Origin of the sequence: Brevibacillus sp. TJ4 (genome assembly GCF_044627595.2) — a bacterium.
GTDB lineage: Bacteria > Bacillota > Bacilli > Brevibacillales > Brevibacillaceae > Brevibacillus.
The window spans coordinates 4,160,908-4,187,500 of record NZ_CP185865.1; the positions used below are offsets into that span (position 1 = coordinate 4,160,908).

The 26,593-nt window shown below is 52.5% G+C and carries 28 protein-coding genes, 1 rRNA gene and 2 other annotated features (1 of these 31 cut by a window edge); of the genes, 2 read left to right on the forward strand and 27 right to left on the reverse strand.

Translation table 11 applies throughout. The features are described from left to right. Positions 1-31: 31 nt before the first annotated feature. The 17 genes from rplL to ACAF76_RS20550 form a co-directional block, all read right to left on the reverse strand. Positions 32-397: a 50S ribosomal protein L7/L12 gene (gene rplL, locus ACAF76_RS20470; RefSeq protein WP_400164678.1), complete on the reverse strand. Its 366-nt coding sequence runs from the start codon at positions 395-397 to the stop codon at positions 32-34. A gap of 56 nt (positions 398-453) precedes the next feature. After that, a complete protein-coding gene (rplJ, locus tag ACAF76_RS20475; RefSeq protein WP_400164679.1) occupies positions 454-969 on the reverse strand; it encodes a 50S ribosomal protein L10 in 516 nt (171 codons plus the stop codon). Positions 970-993: 24 nt separating this feature from the next. Then, positions 994-1,156, reverse strand: a sequence feature (ribosomal protein L10 leader region). A gap of 42 nt (positions 1,157-1,198) precedes the next feature. Beyond that, positions 1,199-1,882, reverse strand: a complete 684-nt coding sequence (gene rplA / locus ACAF76_RS20480) for a 50S ribosomal protein L1 (RefSeq protein ID WP_400164680.1) — start codon at positions 1,880-1,882, stop codon at positions 1,199-1,201. A gap of 87 nt (positions 1,883-1,969) precedes the next feature. Next, positions 1,970-2,395, reverse strand: coding sequence for a 50S ribosomal protein L11 (gene rplK / locus ACAF76_RS20485; RefSeq protein WP_023558754.1), 426 nt, complete (start codon positions 2,393-2,395; stop codon positions 1,970-1,972). Between the two features lie 182 nt (positions 2,396-2,577). Continuing rightward, positions 2,578-3,114, reverse strand: a complete 537-nt coding sequence (gene nusG / locus ACAF76_RS20490; RefSeq protein ID WP_400164694.1) for a transcription termination/antitermination protein NusG — start codon at positions 3,112-3,114, stop codon at positions 2,578-2,580. 45 nt (positions 3,115-3,159) lie between these two features. Further along, positions 3,160-3,375 carry a preprotein translocase subunit SecE gene (gene secE, locus ACAF76_RS20495; RefSeq protein WP_400164681.1) on the reverse strand — a complete coding sequence of 72 codons (216 nt, stop codon included), beginning with the start codon at positions 3,373-3,375 and terminating at the stop codon, positions 3,160-3,162. Positions 3,376-3,406: 31 nt separating this feature from the next. Beyond that, the gene (gene rpmG, locus ACAF76_RS20500; protein ID WP_003392018.1) at positions 3,407-3,556 is read right to left on the reverse strand and encodes a 50S ribosomal protein L33; all 150 of its coding nucleotides are present in this window, start codon (positions 3,554-3,556) and stop codon (positions 3,407-3,409) included. 280 nt (positions 3,557-3,836) lie between these two features. Then, positions 3,837-4,487, reverse strand: coding sequence for an RNA polymerase sporulation sigma factor SigH (sigH, locus tag ACAF76_RS20505; RefSeq protein ID WP_400164682.1), 651 nt, complete (start codon positions 4,485-4,487; stop codon positions 3,837-3,839). Positions 4,488-4,568: 81 nt separating this feature from the next. Beyond that, a complete protein-coding gene (locus ACAF76_RS20510; RefSeq protein WP_400164683.1) occupies positions 4,569-5,093 on the reverse strand; it encodes an NYN domain-containing protein in 525 nt (174 codons plus the stop codon). Between the two features lies 1 nt (position 5,094). Then, positions 5,095-5,850, reverse strand: coding sequence for a 23S rRNA (guanosine(2251)-2'-O)-methyltransferase RlmB (gene rlmB, locus ACAF76_RS20515; protein WP_400164684.1), 756 nt, complete (start codon positions 5,848-5,850; stop codon positions 5,095-5,097). Further along, complete coding sequence (locus ACAF76_RS20520; protein ID WP_400164685.1) at positions 5,847-6,257, reverse strand: Mini-ribonuclease 3; 411 nt, start codon at positions 6,255-6,257, stop codon at positions 5,847-5,849. Before ACAF76_RS20520 ends, rlmB begins: the two co-directional genes overlap by 4 nt. A gap of 15 nt (positions 6,258-6,272) precedes the next feature. Next, positions 6,273-7,679: a cysteine--tRNA ligase gene (gene cysS / locus ACAF76_RS20525; RefSeq protein ID WP_400164686.1), complete on the reverse strand. Its 1,407-nt coding sequence runs from the start codon at positions 7,677-7,679 to the stop codon at positions 6,273-6,275. Further along, a complete protein-coding gene (gene cysE, locus ACAF76_RS20530) occupies positions 7,660-8,325 on the reverse strand; it encodes a serine O-acetyltransferase (RefSeq protein ID WP_400164687.1) in 666 nt (221 codons plus the stop codon). Before cysE ends, cysS begins: the two co-directional genes overlap by 20 nt. A gap of 64 nt (positions 8,326-8,389) precedes the next feature. After that, positions 8,390-8,625: a binding site (T-box leader), on the reverse strand. 7 nt (positions 8,626-8,632) lie between these two features. Continuing rightward, on the reverse strand, positions 8,633-10,099 hold the full coding sequence (gltX, locus tag ACAF76_RS20535) for a glutamate--tRNA ligase (RefSeq protein ID WP_400164688.1): 1,467 nt from the start codon (positions 10,097-10,099) through the stop codon (positions 8,633-8,635). A 76-nt stretch (positions 10,100-10,175) separates the two neighbouring features. After that, complete coding sequence (gene ispF / locus ACAF76_RS20540; protein ID WP_400164689.1) at positions 10,176-10,652, reverse strand: 2-C-methyl-D-erythritol 2,4-cyclodiphosphate synthase; 477 nt, start codon at positions 10,650-10,652, stop codon at positions 10,176-10,178. Between the two features lie 3 nt (positions 10,653-10,655). Next, on the reverse strand, positions 10,656-11,342 hold the full coding sequence (gene ispD / locus ACAF76_RS20545; protein WP_400164690.1) for a 2-C-methyl-D-erythritol 4-phosphate cytidylyltransferase: 687 nt from the start codon (positions 11,340-11,342) through the stop codon (positions 10,656-10,658). A 36-nt stretch (positions 11,343-11,378) separates the two neighbouring features. Next, complete coding sequence (locus ACAF76_RS20550) at positions 11,379-12,473, reverse strand: PIN/TRAM domain-containing protein (RefSeq protein ID WP_400164691.1); 1,095 nt, start codon at positions 12,471-12,473, stop codon at positions 11,379-11,381. A gap of 287 nt (positions 12,474-12,760) precedes the next feature. Between ACAF76_RS20550 and ACAF76_RS20555 the strand changes: the two genes are divergently transcribed. After that, positions 12,761-13,156, forward strand: coding sequence for a DUF1573 domain-containing protein (locus tag ACAF76_RS20555; RefSeq protein ID WP_400164692.1), 396 nt, complete (start codon positions 12,761-12,763; stop codon positions 13,154-13,156). A gap of 67 nt (positions 13,157-13,223) precedes the next feature. Here the strand turns inward: ACAF76_RS20555 and ACAF76_RS20560 are convergent, their stop codons facing one another. From ACAF76_RS20560 to ACAF76_RS20600, 9 genes are all read right to left on the reverse strand, one after another. Further along, positions 13,224-14,669, reverse strand: coding sequence for an IS1182 family transposase (locus tag ACAF76_RS20560; RefSeq protein WP_400162161.1), 1,446 nt, complete (start codon positions 14,667-14,669; stop codon positions 13,224-13,226). Between the two features lie 140 nt (positions 14,670-14,809). Further along, positions 14,810-15,535, reverse strand: a complete 726-nt coding sequence (gene pssA / locus ACAF76_RS20565) for a CDP-diacylglycerol--serine O-phosphatidyltransferase (protein WP_421617302.1) — start codon at positions 15,533-15,535, stop codon at positions 14,810-14,812. Between the two features lie 105 nt (positions 15,536-15,640). Then, positions 15,641-16,717, reverse strand: a complete 1,077-nt coding sequence (disA, locus tag ACAF76_RS20570) for a DNA integrity scanning diadenylate cyclase DisA (protein ID WP_421617303.1) — start codon at positions 16,715-16,717, stop codon at positions 15,641-15,643. Positions 16,718-16,722: 5 nt separating this feature from the next. Then, complete coding sequence (gene radA / locus ACAF76_RS20575; protein WP_421617304.1) at positions 16,723-18,090, reverse strand: DNA repair protein RadA; 1,368 nt, start codon at positions 18,088-18,090, stop codon at positions 16,723-16,725. A gap of 130 nt (positions 18,091-18,220) precedes the next feature. Continuing rightward, the gene (locus tag ACAF76_RS20580; RefSeq protein WP_421617305.1) at positions 18,221-20,671 is read right to left on the reverse strand and encodes an ATP-dependent Clp protease ATP-binding subunit; all 2,451 of its coding nucleotides are present in this window, start codon (positions 20,669-20,671) and stop codon (positions 18,221-18,223) included. 45 nt (positions 20,672-20,716) lie between these two features. Beyond that, entirely contained in the window at positions 20,717-21,781 is a 1,065-nt protein-coding gene (locus ACAF76_RS20585) for a protein arginine kinase (RefSeq protein WP_421617306.1), read from the reverse strand. A gap of 19 nt (positions 21,782-21,800) precedes the next feature. Next, positions 21,801-22,319 (reverse strand): UvrB/UvrC motif-containing protein, encoded by a 519-nt coding sequence (locus ACAF76_RS20590; RefSeq protein ID WP_421617307.1) that lies wholly within the window; start codon positions 22,317-22,319, stop codon positions 21,801-21,803. Between the two features lie 22 nt (positions 22,320-22,341). Then, positions 22,342-22,806, reverse strand: coding sequence for a CtsR family transcriptional regulator (locus tag ACAF76_RS20595; RefSeq protein ID WP_421617308.1), 465 nt, complete (start codon positions 22,804-22,806; stop codon positions 22,342-22,344). A 184-nt stretch (positions 22,807-22,990) separates the two neighbouring features. Next, positions 22,991-23,677: an HAD family hydrolase gene (locus ACAF76_RS20600; RefSeq protein WP_421617309.1), complete on the reverse strand. Its 687-nt coding sequence runs from the start codon at positions 23,675-23,677 to the stop codon at positions 22,991-22,993. Between the two features lie 286 nt (positions 23,678-23,963). Here ACAF76_RS20600 and ACAF76_RS20605 point away from each other — a divergent pair, with 286 nt between their 5' ends. Then, positions 23,964-25,082 (forward strand): deoxyribonuclease IV, encoded by a 1,119-nt coding sequence (locus tag ACAF76_RS20605; protein ID WP_421617310.1) that lies wholly within the window; start codon positions 23,964-23,966, stop codon positions 25,080-25,082. 181 nt (positions 25,083-25,263) lie between these two features. On the opposite strand, the gene ACAF76_RS20610 is transcribed toward ACAF76_RS20605, so the two are convergent. After that, a 23S ribosomal RNA gene (locus ACAF76_RS20610) occupies positions 25,264-26,593 on the reverse strand; it runs 1,641 nt beyond the window's last position.

Here is a 26,593-nt window from a genome sequence, read left to right on the forward strand (position 1 = left end):
CAAGGGGATTTTCCTATATAGAAAGCTAAACTTACTTCACTTCTACAGTTGCGCCAGCTTCTTCCAGTTTTGCTTTGATGGAATCTGCTTCGTCTTTGGAAACGCCCTCTTTGAGTGTTTTTGGAGCGTTGTCTACCAGGTCTTTTGCTTCTTTCAGACCCAGGCCAGTCAGCTCGCGAACAACTTTGATGACGTTGATTTTGGAAGCTCCGCCGCTTACCAGGTTTACAGTGAACTCAGTTTGCTCAGCAGCAGCTTCTCCACCGCCACCGCCAGCAACTACAGCTACAGGTGCAGCAGCAGTTACGCCGAATTCTTCTTCAATTGCTTTTACCAGATCGTTCAGTTCGAGAACGGACATGCCTTTAATGGCTTCCAAGATTTGCTCTTTGCTCATTTTGAAATCCTCCCATTCATGGAATTGTATTGGTCAAACTTTAGCCGATCAGACGATTACGCGCCTTGACCTTCTTTTTGCTCGGCAACTGCTTTGACTGCCAATGCGACGTTGCGCATAGGAGCTTGCAGTACGCTGAGGAGCATGGACAAGAGACCTTCGCGGGACGGCAGGGAAGCCAGTGCTTTGATTTGGTCAGCACCTACTACTTTCCCTTCGATCACGCCACCCTTGATTTCCAATGCTTCGTTCTTTTTCGCGAAATCAGCAAGGATTTTCGCTGGAGCGATCACATCTTCATTGGAGAACGCCAGTGCGTTCGGGCCAGTCAGATATTGATCCAGGTCAGACAAACCTTCTTTCGCGGTAGCCAGTCGAGTCAGGGAGTTTTTCAACACCTGGAACTCAACACCTGCTTCGCGCAGTTGTTTACGCAATTCGGTTACTTGTGCTACAGTCAGCCCGCGGTAGTCAGCGACTACTGTGGTTTGGCTTTCACGCAATCTGGTCGCAATCTCATTGATCGCTTGTACCTTTTCTTCACGAATTACGGTTGGACGAATTTCTGCCATTGTTTACACCTCCCGTGCTCAATCCTGAAAAAAGAAAAATGCCTTCGCAGACTCACGAAGGCATAATGCTCTATCAGCAAAGGAAATGTTCATTTCCTCTTCCGTACATTACACGCCTCGGAGGGATATTAAGCAAAACTTTCGCAAGCCTTGCACCTTCTGTCTACGGCATATTCTTTTCATCAACAGGACTTATCGTATCAACTTCCGCCAGGGAAGTCAAGTGCCATTATTTTACTGCAACGCGCACACCAGGTCCCATAGTGGAGCTGATGGATACGTTTTTCATGTACACGCCTTTTGCAGCAGCCGGTTTCGCACGGTTCAGTGCTTCCGTCAGCGCAGCAAGGTTTTCAGCCAGCTTGTCGGCGTCAAAGGAGACTTTTCCGATTGGAGCGTGGATGTTACCTGCTTTGTCTACGCGGTACTCGATTTTACCAGCTTTGATCTCGTTTACGGCTTTGGTTACATCGAAAGTAACGGTTCCGGTTTTCGGGTTCGGCATGAGGCCTTTTGGACCGAGTACGCGACCCAGTTTCCCTACTTCACCCATCATGTCCGGAGTTGCGACGACTACGTCGAACTCGAACCAGCCACCTTGGATTTTTGCGATCATGTCTGCATCGCCTACATAGTCAGCGCCTGCAGCTTCCGCTTCCTTCGCCTTGTCGCCTTTTGCGAACACGAGAACGCGTTGCACTTTACCAGTACCGTGCGGCAGTACAACTGCGCCACGGATTTGCTGGTCAGCACGTTTCGGATCTACACCCAGACGGAATGCAGCCTCAACGGTTTCGTCAAACTTCGCAGTTGCCGCTTTTTTGACAAGCTCCACTGCTTCTGCGACTTCGTATACTTTGTTTTTATCAATCAGCTTTACAGCCTCTTGATACTTCTTGCCCTTTTTTGCCATTTTTAAAATCTCCCTTCAATGTGGTCGTAGCGGTTAATCCTCCCACAGTCAGGGGGCACAGTTTCTGCGCCCCCCTGCCCAAGACAATTAGTCTTCGATCACGATACCCATGGAACGAGCAGTTCCTTCAACCATGCGCATAGCCGCTTCTACGGATGCAGCATTCAGGTCAGGACGCTTCAGTTCCGCGATCTCACGAACCTTGTCGCGTTTCAGCGTAGCAACTTTTGTTTTGTTTGGTACGCCGGAACCGGACTCGATGCCAGCAGCTTTTTTCAACAGAACAGCCGCTGGAGGAGTTTTGGTGATAAAGGTGAACGAGCGGTCTTCAAATACGGTGATTTCCACCGGAATAATCATACCTGCTTCGCTCTCAGTACGAGCGTTGAATTCTTTACAGAATCCCATGATGTTCACACCAGCTTGACCGAGTGCCGGACCAACTGGAGGTGCAGGATTCGCTTTACCTGCCGGGATTTGCAATTTAATTACGCGGATAACCTTTTTAGCCACGTAAGACACCTCCTTGCTTCACATGTGGTATTACGGGGGAATGCCCCCTCCCACTTGGGTGAAAGTCGATTTGAAAGACTTCCGATCTATAGTGAGAGTGCAAGAAACCCCAAATTAATAATGTGGGATTATCAAAACAACATGAAATGTATCATATAGCACTGTACTTTTCAAGTTGAATCCTAATCCAATTTCTGAACTTGAACAAAATCCAGCTCTACTGGTGTTTCACGCCCAAAGATGTCGACCAAAACGCGCAGCTTCTGCCTGTCCGGGTGGATTTCGATAATCTCTCCCGTGCGATTGGAAAACGGTCCATCTGTGACGCGCACCATATCGCGCAGAGCAAAATCGACCTTGATTTTGGGAATCTCGATCCCCATTTGTTTGAGAATCGTATCGGCCTCTTCAGGACGCAGCGCTGTCGGTTTGGAACCGGCGCCCGTGGATCCGACAAAGCCGGTAACCCCAGGAGTGTTGCGCACGACATACCAAGAGTCGTCCGTCATCACCATTTCAACAAGGACATATCCGGGAAACACTTTTTTCGTGACGGTGCGTTTTTTACCATCCTTGGTCTCCACTTCTTCCTCTGTGGGAACGAGAACGCGGAAGATCTTGTCTTCCATGCCCATCGACTCGACGCGCTTCTCCAGATTGGTTTTCACCTTGTTTTCGTACCCTGAGTACGTATGAACGACATACCATGCTTTTTCCATATCCAACAGGACGTTAACCGTCCGTCCCTCCTAAGACTTGCAAAATTACGTTCCTAAAATCAAATCGATCAAGCGCGAGATACCCAAATCAACGATATAGAAAAATACCGCCAGCAACACAACCGTCACGATGACGACGATCGTATACGACGTCAACTCTTTGCGGTTAGGCCAGCGAACCTTTTTCAATTCGGACACTACGTCGCCAAAGAAAGCACCTGTACGGCGGAAACTAGATCCAATGCGTGCTAAGAAACCCATCTTGCCACCCCCAGACTTCTAGCTCGAAACATTACTTCGTCTCGCGATGAAGGGTCTGCTTCTTGTCACGGGAGCAGTATTTTTTCAGTTCGACGCGTTCAGTCGTAGTGCGCTTGTTCTTCGTGGAGATATAGTTGCGTTCGCCGCATTCCGTGCACGCCAACGTGATGTTTACTCGCATTTATTGCCACCTCCATCTCATTTCAAACCTGCTATTGTTGAAAGGAAACCCGATGATCAATAGTACGGGAAAACCGCTACTTTTTCCTGACCATTTCACCTGAAATAACCATAGAAAAAGAGAGACAAGATTCTATGGCTACCTAAACAAATTTATCACACTGAAAAACTCATGTCAACAAAATGCCTTGACAACAGCAAAACATATTGTTCCATTGAAAACAGGGCCGATTCTGGCAGAAAAACAGGAGAAAAGTCATGTAAAAAAGAGATTCAACCTGTTACAGATGAATCTCTCTGCCTTCCAAGTACCGTTCCAGTTTTCGTTTGACGCGCTGCAAGGCGTTGTCGATCGACTTGACATGACGCTTCAGTTCGACGGCGATTTGCTGATACGAACGACCGTCCAGATACAGCATCAGCACCTGTCGCTCCAGATCGCTCAAAATCTCGCTCATCTTGCCTTCGATGTCATCGAACTCTTCCCGGTTGATAAACAGTTCTTCCGGATCGGTGACCTTGGTTCCGCAGATGACGTCGAGCAGGGTGCGGTCGGAGTCCTCGTCGTAGATGGGCTTGTCCAAGGACACGTACGAGTTGAGTGGTATATGCTTCTGCCGGGTGGCAGTCTTGATTGCCGTAATGATCTGGCGGGTGATGCACAACTCGGCAAACGCCTTGAAGGATGTGAGTTTATCCCCACGGAAGTCGCGAATTGATTTGTATAATCCGATCATGCCCTCCTGCACGATATCCTCACGGTCGGCTCCGATGAGAAAATACGACCGTGCTTTGGCCCGCACGAAGTTCTTGTACTTGTTGATCAAGTACTCCAGTGCCTCGGGTTCATTTTCGCGAACCAGGTTCACGACCTCTTCATCGGTCAGCAGTTCGTATTGGGCATGTTTCAACTCCTTGAGGTCAACGCTCACAATGATCCCTCCGGCCACCGGTTTCTCCATAGATAGCGATATTATACATGATGCCGTAAAAAAGCGTCAACCGAATCCAACTTATTCCCTTCTCCATTTTTCGAATATTTTCGCTATTTCATCACTTAGCGGAATCCGCTTGGAGAAACGCTCGTCACGCGTTTTCTCCACCTGCTGCTTGATTTCCCTGCCTGCACTTTCCATGTCATGCAGCAACTCCCGCGCGGATTTCCGCAGGGCTCCCTGTCCGAAAATCACCCGTTGCGAAGTGTAGTCGGAGGTAGCCACATAAATTTGTCGATTTTTCTCGTGATATTCCCAAACGAGCTGCTCAATTTTTTCGTCAGCCGTCTCTTTTTTCTTCGTAAAAAATACTTCTACCTGATATTCCTCTTGCTGTCGTCCGGCCCCCGGGACGTTGTAGGCGTCAAACACGACGATCACCTTCATTCCCGTGAAGCTCTGGTATTCAGCCATTTTGGCGATTAGCTGGTCGCGTGCTTCATCCATTCGATCCTGGTCCTTCAACGCTCGCAGGTCAGGCCAGGCACCGATGATATTGTAGCCGTCCACAATCAGCAGTTGCTTGGCTTTCCTTTTGGCCATGCTATTTCACCCGCGACGGAAGCGGAGAACGGGAGCGGTATACTTCATACATCAGCAGGGCTGCGGCGACAGATGCATTGAGCGAGGTGACGTTGCCCGCCATCGGCAAGCTGTACAGGAAGTCGCAGTTCTCCCTCACCAGGCGGCTGATCCCTTTGCCCTCGCTGCCGATGACGACTGCGAGCGGCATGGAGAAGTCACCCTGGCGAAAATCTTGTTTGGCGCTGGCATCAGTCCCGGCAATCCAGACTCCGCGCTCTTTCAGCTCCTCCATCGTCCGCACCAGGTTGGTAACCCGGGCGACGGGCACGTAGTTGATCGCGCCGGCAGACGCTTTCGCTACGGTCGCTGTCAGGCTGACCGAGCGGCGCTTGGGTATGACCACCCCGTGTACGCCGACAGCATCAGCCGTACGCAGGATGGAGCCGAGGTTGTGCGGGTCCTCCAGTTCGTCCAGCAGCAACAGAAACGCCGGCTCGTTCTTCTCCTCGGCACGCTTCAGGATGTCTTCTACCTCCACGTAGTCGTACGCAGCGACAGAGGCGATGACGCCCTGGTGCTTGTCCGTCGAGCTGAGCATGTCCAGCTTCTTGCGGTTGGCTGTCGTGACAATGACACCCTGCTCTTTGGCGAGGGAGAAAATCGGCCCCATCAGGTTTTTGTTGGTCCCCTCGGCGATCCAGATTTTATTGATCGTACGACCCGACCGCAGCGCTTCAATTACCGGGTTTTTCCCGACAATCCACTCTTCACTCATGTCTGCAATTCTCCTTCCACAATGGTAAATGCCCGTTGGACGATCTCGGCAATCCGATCTTCCCTTCCGTGCAGGTACAAATATCCGATCAGCGCTTCAAATGCAGTCGCATGGCGATAGTCGATAATGTTTGCGTTTTTTGCCGAAGAACCGGACTTGGCATTGCGTCCGCGTTTGACGACAGCGATTTCGTCTTCTGCCAGCTCCGGCAGCAAGGTCAGCAGAATGTTGGCCTGCGCCTTGGCTGACACGTAGCGATTGGCTGTTTTGTGGAGCTGGTTTGGTTTTACCAGCCCCTGGGCAATCAAATGGTAGCGAACGCAATGCGCATACGTGGCATCCCCGAGGAAGGCCAGCACAAGCGGATTGGTCAGATTCGGGTCCCTTTTCAGTTCTTCTTTTTGCATCGTTGTCTCGGCCCCTTATTTCCGGCGCCAGCGCACGCCCTGCGGTGTGTCTTCCAGCACGATTCCTTTTGCCGCGAGCAGGTCGCGGATTTCATCTGAGCGAGCAAAATTGCGCTCCTTGCGCGCCTGGGTGCGCTCTGCGATCAGCGCTTCAATCTCGCTGTCCAACAGCGCATCCTCCTGCTCCAGCTTCAATCCGAGCACGCCGGTCAATTCCCGGAACAGCTCCTGGTAGGCGGTGACTTCTGTGCGCCCGACGTTTTGATTGAGCATGTAGAGGTTGGCTTCCTTGACCACTTCAAACAGGACCGTAATCGCATTGGCCGTGTTCAGATCGTCATCCATTTCGGCTACAAAGCGCTCGCGCAGTTGGCTGATTACCTTGGCCTGCTCGTCTGCCAGTCCGTTCGGCTCCTCCGGAAGCGCCGTTTGCAGCCGATGCGCCAGATTGGCGTACGCCGTCTTCATCCGCTCCAGGCTGTTTGCCGCCTGCTCCAGCAGCTCGTCGCTGAAGTTGATCGGGTTGCGGTAGTGTCCCTGCAGCATGAAGAAACGGATCAACTGGCCGCCGTACTGCTCCACCAGATCGCGTACCAACAGGAAGTTGCCCAGCGACTTGGACATCTTTTCGTTGTTGATATTGAGCATTCCGTTGTGCAGCCAGTAGCGGGCGAACACCTTGCCGGTGAAGCATTCCGATTGCGCCACTTCGTTTTCGTGATGGGGAAAGACGAGATCCTGACCGCCGGCGTGAATATCGATCTGTTCGCCCAAAAACTTCAGGGCCATCGCCGAACATTCGATATGCCAGCCCGGTCGTCCTTCGCCCCACGGACTGCTCCAGCTTACCTCTCCCGCCTTGGCTGCCTTCCAAAGCGCGAAGTCGAGCGGATGCTCCTTCTTCTCGTTGATCTCGACGCGGGCGCCTGCCTGCAGCTCATCCAGCGGCTGATGCGAGAGCTTGCCGTACTCGGAAAAGCGGCCGGTGCGGAAGTAAACGTCTCCCTCGCTCTCGTAGGCATACCCTTTTTCGATCAGTCCTTCGACGAACTGGATGATCTCGGGAATCGTCTGCATGACGCGCGGCTGGATGTCGGGAGGCAGGACATGTAGCGCCCGCAAATCCTGGTTGTACGCTTCCGTGTAGCGGTCTGCCACTTCCTTGACGGTCGTGCCTTCTTCGTTGGCTACACGGATCAGCTTGTCGTCGACGTCCGTGATGTTTTGCACAAAAGTGACGTCGTAGCCGCGATACTGCAAATAGCGGCGAAGCGTGTCGAACACGATGGCCGGACGGGCGTTTCCGATATGAATGTAGTTGTACACGGTCGGCCCGCATACGTACATCTTCACCTTGCCCGGTTCAAGCGGCACGAACGCTTCCTTCTGCCGCGTCATTGTATTAGTGAATTGAATGCTCATTTTTCTTTCTATCCTCCCTCAAAAGTTCCAATTCCTTGCGTAGCTCATCGATCTCTTTTTGCATCTGCCGGATCGTGTCTGCCACAGGGTCAGGCAAATTGACGTGATCGAGGTCGTGTTTGACGCGTCTGCCGTCCTGAATCACGACCCGCCCTTTGATTCCGACAACGGTCGAATTTGGCGGCACTTCCTGCAGCACGACTGCGCCCGCTCCGATTTTGGAGTTGTCACCGATCTTGAATGAACCGAGCACCTTCGCTCCGGTGGCGATGATGACGTCGTTGCCCACCGTGGGATGGCGCTTGCCTTTTTCCTTGCCTGTACCTCCGAGCGTCACACCTTGATAGATCGTGACGTTATCGCCGATTTCGCACGTCTCTCCGATGACCACGCCCATTCCGTGATCGATAAACAAGCCTTTGCCGATTTTGGCGCCGGGATGAATCTCGATTCCAGTCAAAAACCGCGTGAACTGAGACACGACCCGCGCCAATGTACACCAGCCATTTATCCATAGTCTGTGCGCAATCCGGTATCCCCATATTGCATGCAGACCGGAATAGGTCAACACTACTTCCAACGTACTGCGCGCTGCCGGGTCGCGCTCAAACACAGCATGAATATCTTCTCTCATCTGCTTCAACATGCAAGACACCTCCTATCGGATTTCTCCCAAAAACGAAAACCGCCCCTGCACCTTCCGGGGAAGGGACAGAGACGGTTGTATACCGCGGTTCCACTCTGCTTAGATCGCCAGGCGATCTCGCTTGAATCCCGATAACGGCGGGTGCCGATCGTACTTACTTGCCCTGGGTGCTGTACACCCGCAGCGTTCCATACATCGCTCACAGGGGCATTTCCAGCAGCATGCGCCGGATGGCTCTCACCTCTCCACCCTCTCTGTAGACGCATCGCTCTGCTGTACTCTCCTGCTCATCGCATTTGATCCGTATTTATTTTCCTTCGGTCAGCACGCGGTTGATACGCGCAAGCACCTTGTCACGACCGAGCAGATACAAGGTTTCTCCGAGGTCGCGGCCGTGCGCCTGTCCCGTAGCCGCCACGCGAACCGGCATAAACAGCGCTTTTCCTTTTTGGCCCGTCTCTTTTTGCACGTCCTTCAACGCAGCCTTGATGATGTCTACATTGTATTCATCCTGCGCTGACAGGTGTTTGGCAAACGAATTCAAGACTTCTGGCAGTTGCGGTTCCTTCAGCACTGCCAGCGCCTCCTCATCGTACACCACTTCGTCGAGGAAGAAAAGAGCTGCGAGCGGCACGATCTGCGCACAGTAGGACATCTGCTCCTGGTACAGGGCGACGATGCTCTTCACCCACTCTTTCTTCTCCGCGGACAGCTCCGCTTCGATAAAGCCCGCATTTTGCAAATGTGGAATACACATTTCGGTGATCAATTCCAGCGGCTGGCGCTTCAGATAGTAGTTGTTCATCCAGTTCATTTTGGTCGAGTCAAACACAGCCGGAGACTTGCTGACCCGCTCCATGCTGAACAGCTTGATCAGCTCTTCCTTGCCAAAAATCTCTTCTTCGCCGCCCGGAGACCAGCCGAGAAGCACCAGGAAGTTGACGATCGCGTCCGGCAAAAACCCGAGTTCGCGATACTGCTCGATAAACTGGATAATGCTCTCGTCGCGCTTCGACATTTTTTTGCCTTCCTGGTTGAGAATCAGCGCCAGGTGAGCAAAGCGCGGCGGCTCCCAGCCGAACGCCTCGTAGATCATCAACTGCCGCGGCGTATTGGACAAATGCTCCTCACCGCGGATGACATGGCTGATCTGCATCAGGTAGTCGTCGATGACGACCGCAAAGTTGTAGGTGGGTATGCCGTCCGGTCGACAGATGACAAAGTCGCCCATCTCGTCGGAATGGAAGGTAACCTGTCCGCGAATCATATCGTCCACGACGTATTCCCGGTTCTCCGGCACCAGGAAGTGAATCGACGGGACGCGGCCCTCCGCTTCGAATTGTGCGCGCTGCTCGTCTGTGACATGACGATGCTTTTCCAGAATACGCGGGGTTTCGCCGCGCGCAAGCTGTTCTTCGCGCTCAGCGTCCAGCTCTTCCTTGGTAGCGTAGCAGTAGTACGCCTTGCCCTCGGCCAGAAGCTGGTCGATGTATTTGCGATAAATGTCCAGCCGCTCTGTCTGCCGGTATGGACCGTATTCTCCGCCGATATCGGTACCTTCCTCCCACTCGATACCCAGCCATTTCAGGTTCTTCATCTGCTCCTCGTCGGCATTTTCCTTGTTGCGCGTCTGATCCGTATCTTCAATCCGTACGATAAAGGAACCGCCGTGGTGTTTTGCAAACAAATAATTGAAAAGAGCTGTCCGCGCACCGCCTATATGTAGATGCCCCGTCGGACTTGGAGCATAACGAGTGCGAATCGCTTTCGCCATGGGTAGCACCATCCTTATGAATGTAAGACGCTAAAAATCGTAAAGCATCTTCTAACGCTTTATGTTACACCTAGACCTACTCCTTGACAAGCAAGCAGACAGCCTGGGCGGCAATCCCTTCTCCGCGCCCGGTGAAACCGAGCTTTTCCGTTGTCGTCGCCTTGATATTGACCTGGGAGTGATCCTCGGCCTGCAAAGCGCGGGCGATCACTTCTCTCATCTGCGGGATGTACGGAGCCATTTTCGGCGCCTGGGCGATAATCGTCGCATCGAGGTTGCCAAGGCGATAGCCGCGTTCCTTTACCAATGCCCACACATGCTCGAGCAGCTTGAGGCTGTCCGCGTCTTTATACGCCTCGTCGGTATCGGGAAAATGTCGTCCGATGTCTCCCTCTCCGATCGCTCCCAAAATCGCATCGCTGATGGCATGCAACAGCACGTCGGCGTCCGAGTGCCCGAGCAGCCCTTTTTCATATGGAATGGTGATCCCGCCGATGATGCACGGTCTTCCCTCCACCAGTTGATGTACGTCAAATCCCTGTCCAATCCGCATTGCCTACTCTCCCTTTCGCTTTCGCATAATCGCTTCGCCCACGAGCAAATCGTCAGGCGTCGTGATTTTTATGTTTTCATAGCTCCCCTGCATGACGGTCACCGGATGACCCAGCCATTCCACGAGCGTCGCATCATCCGTCCCCAGCTTCCCCGCTTCCTTCGCCCGTTGATGCGCTTCCTGCAGCAAGGACATACGAAAAGCTTGTGGGGTCTGTACAGCCCACAAGCTTTCCCGCGCCGGGGTCGACTCGATCTGTCCTGTCTCCCCCACCACTTTAATCGTATCCTTGACCGGAACCGCGACAATCGTAGCCTGGTCGTGCTGCACCTGGCTGATCAACTGGCTGATCTGCTGAGGAGTGACAAAGGGGCGGGCAGCATCGTGTACGAGTACGTACGAGCAATCCGGGGACAGCGCCTGCAGACCATGCCGCACGCTGTCCTGACGCTCTGCGCCACCTACTACGACCGTCAAGCGGATGCCTTCTGTCCGCAACCAGTCGATCACGTCTGCGTGGTCCTGCTCGCTCACCACCAGTACGATTTCCGCTACCTCCGGATGGGAGGCAAACAGTCTGACCGTGTGCGCGAGGATCGGCTCACCTGCGAGCGGCAACCACAACTTGTTGCGATGGCTGCCCATCCGCTTTCCCGACCCCGCAGCAACTATGACTGCTCCCGTAGCCACAATGAATCCTCTCCCATACGCCTCTATCGCGATTGTCTACAGCGCTTTTTCCAACAGCTTCGGCTTGGCGAAAATCATCCGTCCTGCCGAAGTCTGCAGCACGCTGGTCACCAGTACATCGACTTCATTGCCGATATAGTCGCGGCCGCCTTCGACCACGATCATCGTCCCGTCATCGAGATATGCGACGCCTTGCCCGTGCTCTTTTCCGTCCTTGATCACCTGGACGTTCATCTCCTCGCCCGGCAAGACGACCGGCTTTACCGCGTTGGCCAGATCGTTGATATTCAACACAGGCACACCCTGCAGCTCGCAAACCTTGTTCAGGTTGAAGTCGTTGGTGACGACCTTGCCCCCGATTACTTTTGCCAGCTTGATCAGCTTGCTGTCCACTTCCGAGACTTCTTCAAAGTCGCCTTCCCAAATCTGCACTTTCACTTTCATTTCTTTCTGGATCTTGTTCAAAATGTCGAGCCCGCGCCGTCCTCTGTTTCGCTTCAACACGTCGGACGAATCGGCAATGTGCTGCAGTTCCTCCAGCACGAAGCCCGGGATGACCAGAACACCTTCCAAAAAGCCGGTTCGACATATGTCGGCAATCCGCCCGTCGATGATGACGCTTGTATCCAGAATTTTATTTTCCACATTGACCGTGGTATTGACGTTTTCCTTCTTTTTGTCCCTGTCCTTGCGACCGATGGAAAAGACAGACATGATCTCATCGCGTTTCCGAAATCCTACCTGGAATCCCAAATAGCCAAGCAAACCGGAGACGACCAGCGGCAGCAAATCCCCAATTACCGGAATCGGAATCTTACTGATGGGCAGGAATAATAAAAAAGCAACAATAAGACCACTAATCAACCCCATCGCTCCGAACATGACATCCACAACCGGCATTTTGACGAGCGTTTCTTCTCCCCAGCGAATAACTCGGAAAATATAATCCATCAAGAAATTAGCAGCGAAGAAGAACAGGATGGCACCAAGAGCCGCACCAATGTATTGCGTTCCGTTTACCACACCGAAATTTAACAAATTGTTGAGTAAAGAGAATAGTTCCGGACCATACTGGAACCCCAAACCTCCCCCAACCAGGACAAATACGATTTTTCCTATGCGGCGTACCATGCCTTCACCTCCCTTGGTATTAATATAGACAGAAGCGGGAAAGGTAAACCCTGCTTCTTTCCATCAACTTGAAATATCCTTCCCCTTACCTTTCACTATAGCAAAACCTATTTTACCATGTCAAATAGCCAAAAATTTTAACATATTTCCCGTTTATTCGTCAAGATTCTTTCTTGTTTTTCATTTTCTCTTAAATTGACAGCAAGCCGAATCCATTCTTATAATGGCTATAGCGAAAATCCTGAAAATTTCGATTGTGTAACCAGCCCAAAACAGAGGTGAAACATATGGAGACTCGAAAGCTCGACGACTTTCAAACACAGGTATCAGAGTTGTTGCTTCGGCACCGCAGCATACTGGACGTCATGTCGAAAGTGCAGGAGTCGGCATCTCGCATCAACCGTTCCCTCACCAAGGCCGTCACCGAATGTGGCTGCGTGGAAGTCGTGGCAAAGAAACAGGAATACGATGCCACCAAAAGCCTGGATGAGCAAAAGAAGCATCTCGATACCCACTTCAACGGCCCTCTCTGCGAGCATTGCCGCGAGGTCGTCATGGCGGAAATGGGCAAAAACATGTTCTACATGGCCGCCCTCTGCAATATAGCGGAGATCAAGCTCGAGGACGTGATTTCACAGGAATCGGAACGGCTTCATACACTAGGTGTTTTCAACCTTTCCTAACTTAAAAAAAGTATACGGATGAACCGGTCAAAAGGTTGCAAAAAAACCCGCACATGTCATGCGGGTTTCAGATTGCAGACAAACTCCCTCGCTGAACGAACAGCAGAGGGAGTTTGTTTAATAATTTGATGAAAATACCGAAGGTGTTTTGATCGTTCACCTTTTGGCGACCTGATTTCCATAGCCAGGTCGCCATTTTTTTCAAGTTCATGGCAGCGAAAACAAGCATCGCCTGCATCGTGACCTTCTCCAGTCCTCGTAAGGTCGTCCAACGCATGCCATGCTTTTCCTTCATATCAGCGAATACACGTTCAATCGTTTCTTTCCGTTTGCTATAGATTTGTTTGTTTTCCTCGGTATGCCGGAGGTGGTCTACCTCTTCGAGGTAATCAGCCCAGATGTGGCGACTCACTCTCTTTGTGTAGTCTTTACTTTCCGTGCATTGTTTCAAGAACGGACAACTTCGGCAAACTTGAGAATTTGATCGATAGATACGGTACCCATCCTTGTTTGTTGTCTCATATGTTAAGATTTGCTCGTTCGGGCAGATGTAGCAGTCGAAATATTCATCATACACATATTCGTGCTTTTTAAAAAAACCTTCTTTGGTGCGTGGTCTTGTGTAGGGCATAACGGGGCGAATCTGGTCATCAAGGAGTGTTTTACTGATGTAAGGCGTCTTGTATCCCGAGTCCACTGCCACAGCTTGAGGCTGTGCAAACGTCTTTCGCACTTGATTCAAAACATCCTCAAAAACCTGACTGTCATGCACATTGCCTGGCGTTACCTTGGCACCAAGCACAAATCCATTTCGATCACATGCTGTATGAAAACTATAAGCAAATACACGTTCCTTTTCCCCTTTTACAAACAATCCGCAATCCGGGTCAGTTGTGCTGACTTTCACCTCCTTCTTCGAAGTTTCTGTCTTTTTTTCAAGGGGCTTCTTTCCATGTGCAATACGATCCTGATTGATTTCTTCGTCCAGCAGCTCTTGATATTTCTTCGCTTGTTCTTCAACGATTTCTTTCACGTATTTATGCTTATTCGCACTGGCTTTTACATGCGTAGCATCAATGAAAAGCACATCAGGCTTCACGAATCCATGATGAACCGCCTCCTCCAATATTCGAAGGAAGATCGACTCGAAGAGTTGAGTATCCCGAAAACGGCGAACATAGTTCTTGCCTAGGGTCGTGAAATGGGGAATGGGCTGACTGAAATCATAGCCAATAAACCACCGATAGGCAACATTGGTTTCGATCTCTTTAATCGTTTGTCGCATGGAACGAATTCCAAAAATATATTGGATGAAAGCAATTTTAACTAAGACTACAGGGTCAACACTGGGTCTGCCATTGTCATGACAGTAGAGGCTTTCCACCAAGTCATAGATGAACGAAAAGTCGATTGCATTTTCAATTTTTCTTACGAGATGATCTTCTGGCACCAACTCATCTAGCGAGAATGCAGATATCTGATAACGCCCTTCGGCCTCTTGCTTATTAAGCATAATGCCACCTCTAAAAAATAACTTTTGAAAACGTAACATGTTCTATATTCAACAAAAAAGCCTGCAGACCCTGTTCCTTACGGAACTTTGTCTACAGGCTGAAACCCGCACATGTCATGCGGGTTTTTCTTTGCTTGCGCCTATTCAAAAGGCACCGATTCCTCTTTCTTTTTGCGCCCTCTGATTTTTTTGATCAAAATCTCAATGTTTTTTTTTATTCCGTACAAGGCATACACCGCCAGCGGCAAAAAGACGATTTTGGGAAACTGCTCCGGATACTTGATGGCCACCAGAACCACGATGGCAATGATGATCGGGGTGATCCAGTAAGCTGCCTTGGGAATCCCCACTTTTTTGAAGTTGGGGTATTTGATCTTGGATACCATCAAAAAGGCGAGCAGCAGCATGCTGGCTGCCAGCAGCGCTACGTTAAACACCTGGTGGTACAAGGCGAGAGTCGCCAGCACACCGCCAGCCGCGGTGATCGGAAGCCCGATGAAGTAGCCGGGTACGCCAGCCTGGACATTGAAGCGGGCGAGCCTGAGTGCACCGCAAATCGGGAAGATCGCTGTAATGATAATGCCGAGCATATTCAGATCCTGCAACACCACGACGTACATGATGAAAGCAGGTGCCACACCGAATGTGATCACATCGGACAAGGAATCCAGCTCCTTGCCAAATTCGCTCTGCGCATTGAGCATACGGGCTACGCGCCCGTCGAGACCGTCTGCGAGCATCCCGATAATGACCGTGATCGCCGCGTAATCTACGTAGTGCTCACCTTGAAAAGCAAGAATAATAGCCAGAATACCCAAAAACAAGTTGCTTACGGTTAGTATGTTCGGCAACGATTTCACGAACATAAACTACCTCCTGATTTTCCTTCGCGAAGAAGACGAGCGTTTGTCAAAGATCGTCCACTAGGCAAATCGAGTCGTACATCTAGTGTGCCTTTATCCTATTCTACTTCAAATATGTCTGTCAATGAACACTTGCTGCTGAATCCTTTTCAGACCGTCCTTGATCGCTCTTGCCCGCACCTCGCCGATTCCGTCCACATCATCCAGCTCCTCGATCGTCGCCATCATAATCCGCGGCAGATTATGAAAATGCTGAACCAGGTTCGTGATGATCGCGGCAGGCAGCCGGGGAATTTTCAACAAGATCCGATAGCCACGCGGAGATACCGATTCCTCCAGGTTGCTGACAGTACCAGTATACCCGAGTACACGCAAGAACGAACTGATTTCCATCATTTCATCCGAACTTAATTTTTTCATGTCACGCAGCACCTGATCCACAGAGGCGTCGGGGTTGCGACTGTAATCCCTGATCAGCATGCGAGCCTCTTCTTCGATGTTGGAAACAAGTTCCGCCAACTGCATGCTGACAAGCCTCCCCTCTGTCCCCAGCTCGCAACTGTAATTGGCGATCTCTTCTTTTATACGAAGAACCATTTCGATCCGTTGCAAAACAGAAGCCACGTCGTGCAAGCTCACCAATTCCTCGAATTCCAGCGCACCGAGGTTGGTCAGGGACTGGTCGAGGACGGATTTGTATTTTTCCAAGGTGGCGACAGCCTGATTCGCCTTTGCCAAAATAACGCCAGTCTCACTGAGCTCGTAGCGAAAATTGCCCTGATACAGCGTGACCACATTGCGCCGCTGCGAGATGGCGATGACCAGGTGGTTGGTATGCACCGCTGTTCGCTGCGCCGTCCGGTGACGCGTCCCCGTTTCGCTGGTGGGGATCGATGCCGGAGGGAACCACTGGGTGTTAGCGAACAAAATCCGCCTGGCATCTTCGCTGAGGACGATGCCTCCGTCCATTTTCGCCAACTCGTACAGATGAGCAGGGGTGAACTCGCAATTGATGGAAAAGCCGCCATCGACAATTTGTCTCATTTCCGGACTGCATCCGACAACGATCAGTCCGCCAGTCCTGGCCCTGAGCACATGTTCCAGACCTTCGCGTAGCTGCGTACCAGGAGCGACGAAGCGAAGCGCATGGTTAAATTCCCGGGTTCGTTTGTCGTACTCCTGCACACGCGCTACCCCCTCATCACTTCATGCAATGCCTCGCTTATATTATTCACGCCGATCACCGCAATATCATCTGGAACTTCCAGACCGCGTATGTTTTTTTCCGGGATGATGACCCGCTTGAAGCCCAGCTTGTGCGCTTCCCGCACCCGCTGTTCGATCCGGGAGACGCCGCGCACCTCGCCGGTCAGCCCGATCTCTCCGATTACGACGTCATGCGGATTGGTCGGATGGTCGCGAAAGCTGCTGGCGATGCTGACGGCAATAGCCAGGTCGACGGCAGGCTCATCCAGCCGAACGCCGCCTGCTACGTTCACGTAGGCGTCCTGGTTTTGCAGCATCATCCCCATGCGCTTTTCCAATACCGCCATAATCATCGCCACGCGCTGATGATCGACGCCTGTCGCCATCCTGCGCGGCGTCACGAAGCTGGTCGGCGCGACCAGTGCCTGCAGCTCGACCAGGACCGGCCTGGTCCCTTCCATGCTGGCGACAACGGTAGAGCCTGCCACTCCGTGCGGACGCTCCGCCAAAAAGATTTCGGACGGGTTGGCGACTTCCTCGAGGCCGCGATCCTTCATCTCGAAAATTCCGATTTCGTTTGTCGAACCAAAGCGGTTTTTGACAGCGCGCAAAATTCGGAATGTATTGTGCCGCTCCCCTTCAAAGTAGAGAACAGCGTCCACCATATGCTCCAGCATCCGCGGGCCTGCGATTGAGCCTTCCTTGGTCACGTGGCCCACGATGAACGTGGCGATCCCTTTTCCTTTGGCAATCCGCATCAACTGCGCAGTCGCCTCGCGTACCTGGGCGACGCTTCCCGCCGCGGACTGGATCGCCGGATGAAATACGGTCTGAATCGAGTCGATGATCAGTACGTGGGGGTCTACCTGATTAATATGCTGCTCAATCAAATCTAAATCATTTTCTGCCAAAACAAACATGGGCGGTGTTTTCTTATCCAGGCGATCTGCGCGCAGCTTGATTTGCTTTGCGGACTCTTCGCCAGAGACGTACAGCACCTTGCCGCCCTGGTGAGCGAGAGCAAAGGAGGTTTGCAACAACAGCGTGGATTTTCCGATACCCGGGTCTCCGCCGACCAAAATCATCGAACCAGGCACCAAACCGCCGCCGAGCACGCGGTTCAACTCGCTGATCGTCGTGTCGATCCGCGGGTCCTCCTCACTCGTCACTTGCGTCAGCGCCATCGGCGCCTGCCGCACGCCGCCGCTCAACCCTTCGTGGCGATGTGCGTTTTTCACGGTTACTTCCTCGACGAGCGTATTCCAGTTGTTGCATCCCGGACACTTTCCCATCCACTTCGGTGATTCATACCCGCATTCTTGACAAGCGAATTTCGTCTTATACTTGGACATTTTCCTACCTCGTTTGCATGTTCAAATTTGGTCCGACAGATCGGCCAATCCATACAGCGGAAAAGAGAATACCCCGGTGAAATCACTGAGGCATTCTCTTCTCCTGTTATCCTATCATATTTTACGTTTGTTACGACGTGGTTTTTTCCAATCGTTTGACGACCAATTGTCCATCCTCGGCGTCGATGCTTACCGTATCGCCTTTGCTGATCGTTCCTTTCAGCAGCTCTTCGGACAGGCGGTCTTCGATCTGACGCTGGATCGCGCGACGCAGCGGACGAGCGCCATACGCCGGGTCGAAGCCTTCCTTCGCGAGGATTTTCTTCGCTTCGTCGGACAGTTGGAAATCGATGTGCTGCTCTCTCAGACGTTTGCGCAGCTCTTCGGTCATCAGCGAGACGATTTGCTCGATATGCTCCTGCTCCAGAGAGTGGAAGACGATGACTTCGTCGATCCGGTTGAGGAACTCGGGACGGAAGCTCTTTTTCAGCTCATCCATCACCTTGTCCTTCATGTCCTGGTATTTCCTTTCCGTATCGCCGGTAGTAAAGCCAAGCGTCGTATTTTTCTTGATCAGGCTGGCACCGACGTTGGAGGTCATAATGACTACCGTGTTGCGGAAGTCCACAGTACGTCCCTTGGAGTCGGTCAAACGTCCGTCGTCGAGGACTTGCAGCAGGATGTTGAAGACGTCAGGATGCGCTTTTTCGATTTCGTCCAGGAGGATGACGGAGTACGGTTTGCGGCGTACTTTTTCCGTCAGCTGGCCGCCCTCGTCATATCCCACATATCCCGGAGGGGCACCGACCAGACGCGCTGTGGAGTGTTTCTCCATGTACTCGGACATGTCGACGCGGATCATCGCGTCTTCATCGCCAAACAGCGTCTCGGCTACGGCACGCGCCAGCTCGGTTTTCCCGACCCCGGTAGGACCGAGGAAGATGAAGGAGCCGATCGGACGTTTCGGATCTTTGAGGCCGGCACGCGCGCGGCGCACAGCCCGGGAGATCGATTTGACCGCCTCGTCCTGACCGATGACGCGATCATGCAGAATCTCTTCCATCTTCAGCAGGCGCTCGGTCTCTTCTTCTTTCAGCTTGACGACGGGCACGCCGGTCCAGCTCGCCACGACAGTCGCGATGTCTTCTGCCGTTACCTCCATGTTCAGTTGGCCCTGGCGTTCTTTCCAGTCCTTCTTCGTTTTTTCCAGCTCTTCGCGCAGCTTTTGCTCCTGATCGCGCAGCGCTGCGGCTTCTTCAAACTCCTGGGACTGTACGGCAGCGTCCTTTTCCTTGCGCACTTCTTCCAGACGGCCTTCGAGCTCTTTGAGGTTCGGTGGAACGGTGAAGGACTGCAGACGCACTTTGGAAGCTGCTTCGTCGATCAGGTCAATCGCCTTGTCAGGCAGGAAGCGGTCGGTAATGTAGCGATCGGACAGCTTCACCGCCTGTTCGATTGCCTGGTCGGTAATTTTCACGCGGTGATGCGCTTCGTAGCGGTCGCGCAAGCCGTTGAGAATTTTGATCGCGTCTTCCATCGTCGGTTCGTCTACCTGGATCGGTTGGAAACGGCGTTCCAGCGCAGCGTCCTTTTCGATGTACTTGCGGTATTCATCCAGCGTGGTCGCGCCTACGCACTGCAGTTCGCCGCGCGCCAATGCCGGTTTCAAAATATTCGATGCGTCAATCGCACCTTCAGCGCCGCCAGCGCCGATCAACGTGTGCAGCTCGTCGATGAACAGGATGATGTTGCCGGCTTGACGGATTTCGTCCATGATCTTTTTCAGGCGGTCTTCAAATTCGCCACGATACTTGGTTCCGGCTACTACCGTCCCCATGTCCAGTGTCATAACACGCTTGTCGCGCAGTGTTTCGGGAATTTCGTTGTTCACGATTTTTTGCGCCAGGCCTTCTGCAATCGCCGTTTTCCCTACCCCTGGTTCCCCGATCAGAACCGGGTTGTTTTTCGTGCGGCGGCTCAGTACCTGAATGACGCGCTCAATCTCTTTCTGGCGGCCGATGACGGGATCGAGTCCGCCTTCACGGGCGATCGCCGTCAGATCGCGGGCCAGGCCGTCCAGCGTCGGCGTGTTGGCTGCCGGATTGCCGCCGGACGGTTGATGCGAACCCATCATCTCCGAGCTGCCCAGCAGTTGCAGCACTTGCTGGCGAGCCTTGTTCAGGCTGACGCCGAGGTTGTTCATAATGCGCGCGGCAATGCCTTCACCTTCGCGGATCAGACCGAGCAGGATATGCTCTGTACCGACGTAGGTATGGCCCAGCTTGCGTGCTTCGTCCATGGAAAGTTCGATGACCTTTTTGGCGCGCGGCGTATAGTTGGGGGTGTAGTTGGAACCGGATTGTTCCGTCCCGCGGCCGATCAGCGCCTCTACTTCACTTTGAATTTTATCCAAACCGAGTCCCAGCGACTGCAAGGCTTTGGCGGCAATGCCTTCGCCTTCGCGGATGAGGCCAAGCAGCACATGCTCTGTCCCGATGTCCTTGTGGCCCAAACGTACAGCCTCTTCCAGCGCCAATGCCAACACTTTTTGTGCTCGTTCTGTAAATCGTCCAAACATCATATCGTTACACCTCCATTAAGTACTTACTTCTATTTCGGATCGCGATTACCTGTCTGCTCTGATTTTCTCCCGGATCAGTCGCGCCCTTCTTTCGTCGCGCTGCTCGGGAGTCAGCTTTTGCCCGGCGTTTTGTTGCAGGAAGCCGGGTTGGGTCGTCACCAGAAGCTCGTTTAGGACGAGCGGAGAAACTTCGGGAATGACGTCGAGGTCGATTCCCAGACGCACATCGGAGAGGCGCTGTGCCGCTTCCTTAGACTCGATCGTGCGTGCGTGGAGCAAAATGCCGTAGGAGCGAAAAATCTTGTCTTCCAGCGTGATCCGGGTATGCTCCATCAAGTATTCGCGGGCGACGCGTTCTTGCTCGATGATCTGTCTGGCTACACCGTACAGGTTGGAGAGAATGTCGTTTTCCGACATGCCCAGCGTGACCTGGTTGGAGAGCTGGAACAGATTGCCCATCGCCTCGCTGCCTTCGCCGTAGATGCCGCGGACGACCAGCCCGACCTGATTGATCGCTTGCAGGATGCGGTTGATCTGCTGGGTCATCACGAGAGCCGGCAAGTGCAGCATGACAGAAGCGCGTATCCCTGTGCCGACGTTGGTCGGGCAGCTCGTGAGATAGCCTCGTTTTTCATCAAACGCGTACGTCAACTGCTTCTCGAAAATATCATCCATTTTCGTGCCGACTTCCCACGCTTCGTTCAGGCGAAAGCCCGGCAAAAGCACCTGGATGCGAATATGGTCTTCTTCATTTATCATAATGCTGACTGATTCATCAGGACTTAGCAAGACCGCCCCTTTTCTGGACTCCTCAGCCAGATGTGGACTGATGAGATGCTTTTCGACCAGCACCTTTTTTTCCAAAGGGTTTACCTGATCCATTTGAATCAGTTGCAGGTTGTATTGCTTGCGCATGGACTCGGAGTTGCTTACTTCGGTTACTTTTCTTACTACTTCTTCCGCCTGGGAATCTGTAGCCAAGAGCGGAAAAGGATGCTGGCGCAAGTTGCGCGCAATACGCAACCGTGTACTGATCACGATGTCGGAATCAGGGCCTTCGCCTCTCATCCAATTGCTCCACGGGTTTTGCATAAACTGCTGTAGGCCCATGACCAGCTAACCTCCCTTGTTACGATTGTGACATTTTTTGTTCAAGTACGCGGATTCGATCGCGCATCTCTGCCGCCTTCTCGAATTCCTCGCTGGCAACATAGCGTTGCAACGCACTTTTCAACTGCTCCAGCTCTTTGCGGATTTTGATCTGTCCGCCCGTGCGCTCCGGTACCTTGCCGATGTGCTGGGTGTTGCCGTGGATGCGGCGAAAAAGCGGATCGAGCTTATCGCCCAAAAATGTGTAACAATCGCTGCAACCAAATCGACCGCTTTTGCTGAACTGCGCGTAGGTAAGTCCGCATGTCTCGCAGCGGATCGGCTTGTTTGCCGCCGAATCGCGCCCATTTTTTTGCATCGGGTCAAATTTTAGCAACCCTGACAGGAGATTATTGATGCTGAAGTTGTGAAAGCCGGTGAATACATCCCCTTTTTCCTGCGCACATTGCTCGCAAATATGGTATTCGTTCTTTTCTCCATTTACGATTTTCGTCAGATGAAGCGTAGCCGGTCTTTGCCCACATTCTTCACAGTTCATCACTATCCCTCCCTTACCATACTCACCTTGACAAAATCGCGGCAATCAACTGCTTTAAAATATTTGCCCGCAATCGATCGCGAATCTCCGGTTTGATCGTCAGTACATTGCGTGAGGTTGCCACTTTCATCAACGTCGCTTCCCGCAGACTGACCAAACCGTCTTCCAGCAATCGCTCGATAATCGCATTCCCGACATTTTGGGTGATGCTTTCGCCGATCAGTTCTTCTGTCAAAAGCTCTTGCAAGCGGGCCTTGCTGACGATCTGGACTTTGCGGATTCGGATGTACCCGCCGCCGCCGCGCTTGCTCTCGACGATATACCCTTTTTGCAAGGTAAAGCGAGTATTGATGACGTAGTTGATCTGAGATGGCACACACTGAAAAAGGTCGGCAATTTCGCTACGCTGAATCTCGACGGAACCGGTGGGACTCTCGGTTATGATGTTTTTCAAGTGCTGCTCAATGATGTCCGAGATATTACGCATGTCACCGCCTCCTATCCAATGTGGTTTGACTATTGACTTTGACTATCTTTGACTTTAATTATAATGCGTTTGCTGTATCGTTGCAAGTGGTCGCTGCACTTTGCTTACGTCCTTCTACATGTACTAGTGTAGGCAAATTATCTGCGCTTAAATCAAACAAAAAACCACTCCGGACGGAATGGTTTCAGGACTGCCTATGTTGCGGTTTGTAAGGTGGTGGCAAATGGTTCAGCAGCTCGCTGAAGCTGGCGATAAGTCTGTCTGCGCCATCGAGCTCGCCCTCCCCGGCAAAGCCAAAATCACAGCCGATCGTAAACAGGCCGTTCGCCTTCCCTGCTTCGATGTCGGAGCGTCTGTCCCCGACCATGACCGCCTGCTTGATCTCGTAATCGCGCAGCAGCTTGCCGACCAGATCGTTTTTGGAGCGGGTCTGAAAACGTCCGGCCGAATACAGATCGGTGAACAGGTCAGTCAGTCCGTACTCGGCGCAGATCGCCTCGATGTATTTTTCCTGGCCGTTGCTGGCTACAAACAACGGGATGCCTTGCTCATGCAAATGGTGCAGCGTCTCCACCACTCCGGGGTACAGTTCTGTCACCCGTTCGTGGATCAGCTTGATTTCGTTTTGCAGCAGCAAGCGATCGGCGGCATGCTGGACTTCTTCGACTGCTCCGGGGAGCAAAGTGTTCCACACCTGCTCGACCGTCATCCCCAGTACACTGACTAGTTGCTCTTCGCTCGGAGTGGGACCATCCCAAATTCCTTGCTCGCGAAGCTGGTCAAAGGTCCGCTGGAAGGCCGGGGTCGATAATGTTTCGGTTTGCAAAAGCGTGCCGTCCATGTCAAACAGGATCGCATAGGAAATCGCCAAGAAACGGTTCCTCCTCCCAACACGATAACTCGAATCGAACACACCTTCCTGACTGTTATCGTCCAGAAGGTTTTCCTTTATTCTTTCCAAACTGTGGGTGTGTTCATTGTGGATATGTATGTGGATAGCCTACCATAATTGTGACATGAGGGAAAAGCATTCCTCGCCACCCAAAAACAAGCCCGAGCCATTCGCGGATCAGATTGGACGAAATGGCCAGAATGCGTTACTTTTAGGTAAGTGCTTTTTGATCTGGAACATCCCCCAAAGGAGGAATGGAATCACTATGCTTAAAATCGGATCACACGTCTCATTCTCCGGCAAAGGTTTGCTCAATGCCGCTGAAGAAGCCGTCGGTTACGGTTCCAGCACGTTTATGATTTATACCGGGGCCCCGCAAAACACGCGGCGCAAACCGATTGAGGAGCAATACGTAGACGAAGGGAAAGCGGTGATGGACAAGCACAACATCGACGAGATCGTCGTCCACGCCCCTTACATTATCAATCTCGGCTCCTATAAAGAAGATACGTTTGAACTGGCCGTACGCTTTCTCCAGGAAGAAATCCGCCGGACAGACTACCTGGGTGTGAAAAATATCGTTCTCCATCCGGGCGCCTACACAGACAAGGATGTCGAGTTCGGCATTGCCCGCATCGCCGAAGGATTGAACCAGGTACTGAGCGGGGTAAAAGACACCAACGTAAACATCGCGCTGGAGACGATGGCCGGCAAGGGTACGGAAATCGGACGCAATTTTGAAGAAATCGCCGCGATCATCGAGAAAGTGGAAGATAACCACCGACTGACTGTATGCATGGATACGTGCCACATTCACGATGCTGGCTACGACATTGTCCACGATTTTGACGGCGTCATCGAACAATTCGACCGGATCATCGGCTTGGACCGATTGGCTGTCGTCCACTTGAACGACAGTAAAAGTCTGCGGGGAACCCACAAGGACCGCCATGCACCGATCGGAGCTGGGTTGATCGGCTTTGAGGCCATGCACTACATCGTGCATCACGACAAGATTCGCCACTTGCCTCTCGTCCTGGAGACTCCGTGGATCGGGAAGGAAAAAGGGCAGGAACGCCCGATGTACGAAGCCGAAATCTCCTTGCTGCGCGGGGATGTCGAAAAGCGCTTTGGCTCTGAGTTCCTCGATCATGTGGAGCGGCTGGACTTCTTCTTCCGCAAACAGGAAATTGACCAACGCCAGTTTATCGTCGACACGTGGGAATTGTTGAAAACGGACGCGAAGGCGAAAAAGGCTGACGGGCGCGAACCGATGGAGCGGCTGTACGATATGGTCAAAGAAGCCCGGCTGTTTACCGATCTGAACGAAGAACAAGTAAATCACCGACTGATCGCGCTGTTTGCGGGCAAACACTGCTCCTGACACCAACGGAAAAGTCCCTCGATGGCAAGACCTTGTTTGCTGCAGGTCTGCCATGAGGGATTTTCTTTTCCCATTCCGTCTGTCGTTTCCTCGCCGACTCGCAACGAAAAAAGCCATCCATTGCGGATGGCTTTACCTTATTCCTTCAAAACTGGATCTGCATGCATGCTATGGATTGTGTGTGGATAAGTCCTCGACCGATTAGTATTCGTCAGCTCCACGCGTTGCCGCGCTTCCACACCGAACCTATCAACCTCATCGTCTTTGAGGGGTCTTACCAGCTTGCGCTGTGGGAAGTCTCATCTTGGAGGGGGCTTCACGCTTAGATGCTTTCAGCGCTTATCCCTTCCGCACATAGCTACCCAGCTGTGCCACTGGCGTGACAACTGGTGCACCAGCGGTGCGTCCATCCCGGTCCTCTCGTACTAAGGACAGCTCTCCTCAAACTTCCTGCGCCCGCGACAGATAGGGACCGAACTGTCTCACGACGTTCTGAACCCAGCTCGCGTACCGCTTTAATGGGCGAACAGCCCAACCCTTGGGACCTACTTCAGCCCCAGGATGCGATGAGCCGACATCGAGGTGCCAAACCTCCCCGTCGATGTGGACTCTTGGGGGAGATAAGCCTGTTATCCCCAGGGTAGCTTTTATCCGTTGAGCGATGGCCCTTCCATGCGGAACCACCGGATCACTAAGCCCGACTTTCGTCCCTGCTCGACTTGTAGGTCTCGCAGTCAAGCTCCCTTCTGCCTTTACACTCTACGAATGATTTCCGACCATTCTGAGGGAACCTTTGGGCGCCTCCGTTACCTTTTGGGAGGCGACCGCCCCAGTCAAACTGCCCACCTGGCATGGTCCTCTCGCCCGATCAGGGCGACGAGTTAGAAACTCCGTACATCAAGGGTGGTATCCCACCGACAGCTCCACAGAGGCTGGCGCCCCTGCTTCAAAGCTTCCCACCTATCCTGTACATGATGCACAAAGTTCCAATACCAGGCTACAGTAAAGCTCCATGGGGTCTTTCCGTCTTGTCGCGGGTAACCTGCATCTTCACAGGTATTATGATTTCACCGGGTCTCTTGCCGAGACAGCGCCCAAGTCGTTACGCCTTTCGTGCGGGTCGGAACTTACCCGACAAGGAATTTCGCTACCTTAGGACCGTTATAGTTACGGCCGCCGTTTACTGGGGCTTCGGTTCAAAGCTTCGCTTGCGCTAACCCATCCCCTTAACCTTCCAGCACCGGGCAGGCGTCAGCCCCTATACTTCGCCTTGCGGCTTCGCAGAGACCTGTGTTTTTGCTAAACAGTCGCTTGGGCCTTTTCACTGCGGCCCCCTCGGGCTCAGCCCGCCCGACACCAGCTTACGCTCGCGTCGGGCGGGGACCCTCACCCTACCGGGGCGCCCCTTCTCCCGAAGTTACGGGGCCATTTTGCCGAGTTCCTTAGCAAGAGTTATCCCGCGCACCTTAGGATTCTCTCCTCGCCTACCTGTGTCGGTTTGCGGTACGGGC

What these genes read in the sequence shown, in the direction of transcription:
- rplL (WP_400164678.1), bottom strand. Translation starts at nt 397, where the DNA reads ATGAGCAAAGAGCAAATCTTGGAAGCCATTAAAGGCATGTCCGTTCTC.
- rplJ (WP_400164679.1), bottom strand. Translation starts at nt 969, where the DNA reads ATGGCAGAAATTCGTCCAACCGTAATTCGTGAAGAAAAGGTACAAGCG.
- rplA (WP_400164680.1), bottom strand. Translation starts at nt 1,882, where the DNA reads ATGGCAAAAAAGGGCAAGAAGTATCAAGAGGCTGTAAAGCTGATTGAT.
- nusG (WP_400164694.1), bottom strand. Translation starts at nt 3,114, where the DNA reads ATGGAAAAAGCATGGTATGTCGTTCATACGTACTCAGGGTACGAAAAC.
- secE (WP_400164681.1), bottom strand. Translation starts at nt 3,375, where the DNA reads ATGGGTTTCTTAGCACGCATTGGATCTAGTTTCCGCCGTACAGGTGCT.
- rpmG (WP_003392018.1), bottom strand. Translation starts at nt 3,556, where the DNA reads ATGCGAGTAAACATCACGTTGGCGTGCACGGAATGCGGCGAACGCAAC.
- ACAF76_RS20510 (WP_400164683.1), bottom strand. Translation starts at nt 5,093, where the DNA reads ATGGCCAAAAGGAAAGCCAAGCAACTGCTGATTGTGGACGGCTACAAT.
- rlmB (WP_400164684.1), bottom strand. Translation starts at nt 5,850, where the DNA reads ATGAGTGAAGAGTGGATTGTCGGGAAAAACCCGGTAATTGAAGCGCTG.
- ACAF76_RS20520 (WP_400164685.1), bottom strand. Translation starts at nt 6,257, where the DNA reads ATGCAAAAAGAAGAACTGAAAAGGGACCCGAATCTGACCAATCCGCTT.
- cysS (WP_400164686.1), bottom strand. Translation starts at nt 7,679, where the DNA reads ATGAGCATTCAATTCACTAATACAATGACGCGGCAGAAGGAAGCGTTC.
- cysE (WP_400164687.1), bottom strand. Translation starts at nt 8,325, where the DNA reads ATGTTGAAGCAGATGAGAGAAGATATTCATGCTGTGTTTGAGCGCGAC.
- gltX (WP_400164688.1), bottom strand. Translation starts at nt 10,099, where the DNA reads ATGGCGAAAGCGATTCGCACTCGTTATGCTCCAAGTCCGACGGGGCAT.
- ispF (WP_400164689.1), bottom strand. Translation starts at nt 10,652, where the DNA reads ATGCGGATTGGACAGGGATTTGACGTACATCAACTGGTGGAGGGAAGA.
- ACAF76_RS20550 (WP_400164691.1), bottom strand. Translation starts at nt 12,473, where the DNA reads ATGGTACGCCGCATAGGAAAAATCGTATTTGTCCTGGTTGGGGGAGGT.
- ACAF76_RS20555 (WP_400164692.1), top strand. Translation starts at nt 12,761, where the DNA reads ATGGAGACTCGAAAGCTCGACGACTTTCAAACACAGGTATCAGAGTTG.
- ACAF76_RS20560 (WP_400162161.1), bottom strand. Translation starts at nt 14,669, where the DNA reads ATGCTTAATAAGCAAGAGGCCGAAGGGCGTTATCAGATATCTGCATTC.
- pssA (WP_421617302.1), bottom strand. Translation starts at nt 15,535, where the DNA reads ATGTTCGTGAAATCGTTGCCGAACATACTAACCGTAAGCAACTTGTTT.
- radA (WP_421617304.1), bottom strand. Translation starts at nt 18,090, where the DNA reads ATGTCCAAGTATAAGACGAAATTCGCTTGTCAAGAATGCGGGTATGAA.
- ACAF76_RS20580 (WP_421617305.1), bottom strand. Translation starts at nt 20,671, where the DNA reads ATGATGTTTGGACGATTTACAGAACGAGCACAAAAAGTGTTGGCATTG.
- ACAF76_RS20585 (WP_421617306.1), bottom strand. Translation starts at nt 21,781, where the DNA reads ATGGGCCTACAGCAGTTTATGCAAAACCCGTGGAGCAATTGGATGAGA.
- ACAF76_RS20590 (WP_421617307.1), bottom strand. Translation starts at nt 22,319, where the DNA reads ATGAACTGTGAAGAATGTGGGCAAAGACCGGCTACGCTTCATCTGACG.
- ACAF76_RS20595 (WP_421617308.1), bottom strand. Translation starts at nt 22,806, where the DNA reads ATGCGTAATATCTCGGACATCATTGAGCAGCACTTGAAAAACATCATA.
- ACAF76_RS20605 (WP_421617310.1), top strand. Translation starts at nt 23,964, where the DNA reads ATGCTTAAAATCGGATCACACGTCTCATTCTCCGGCAAAGGTTTGCTC.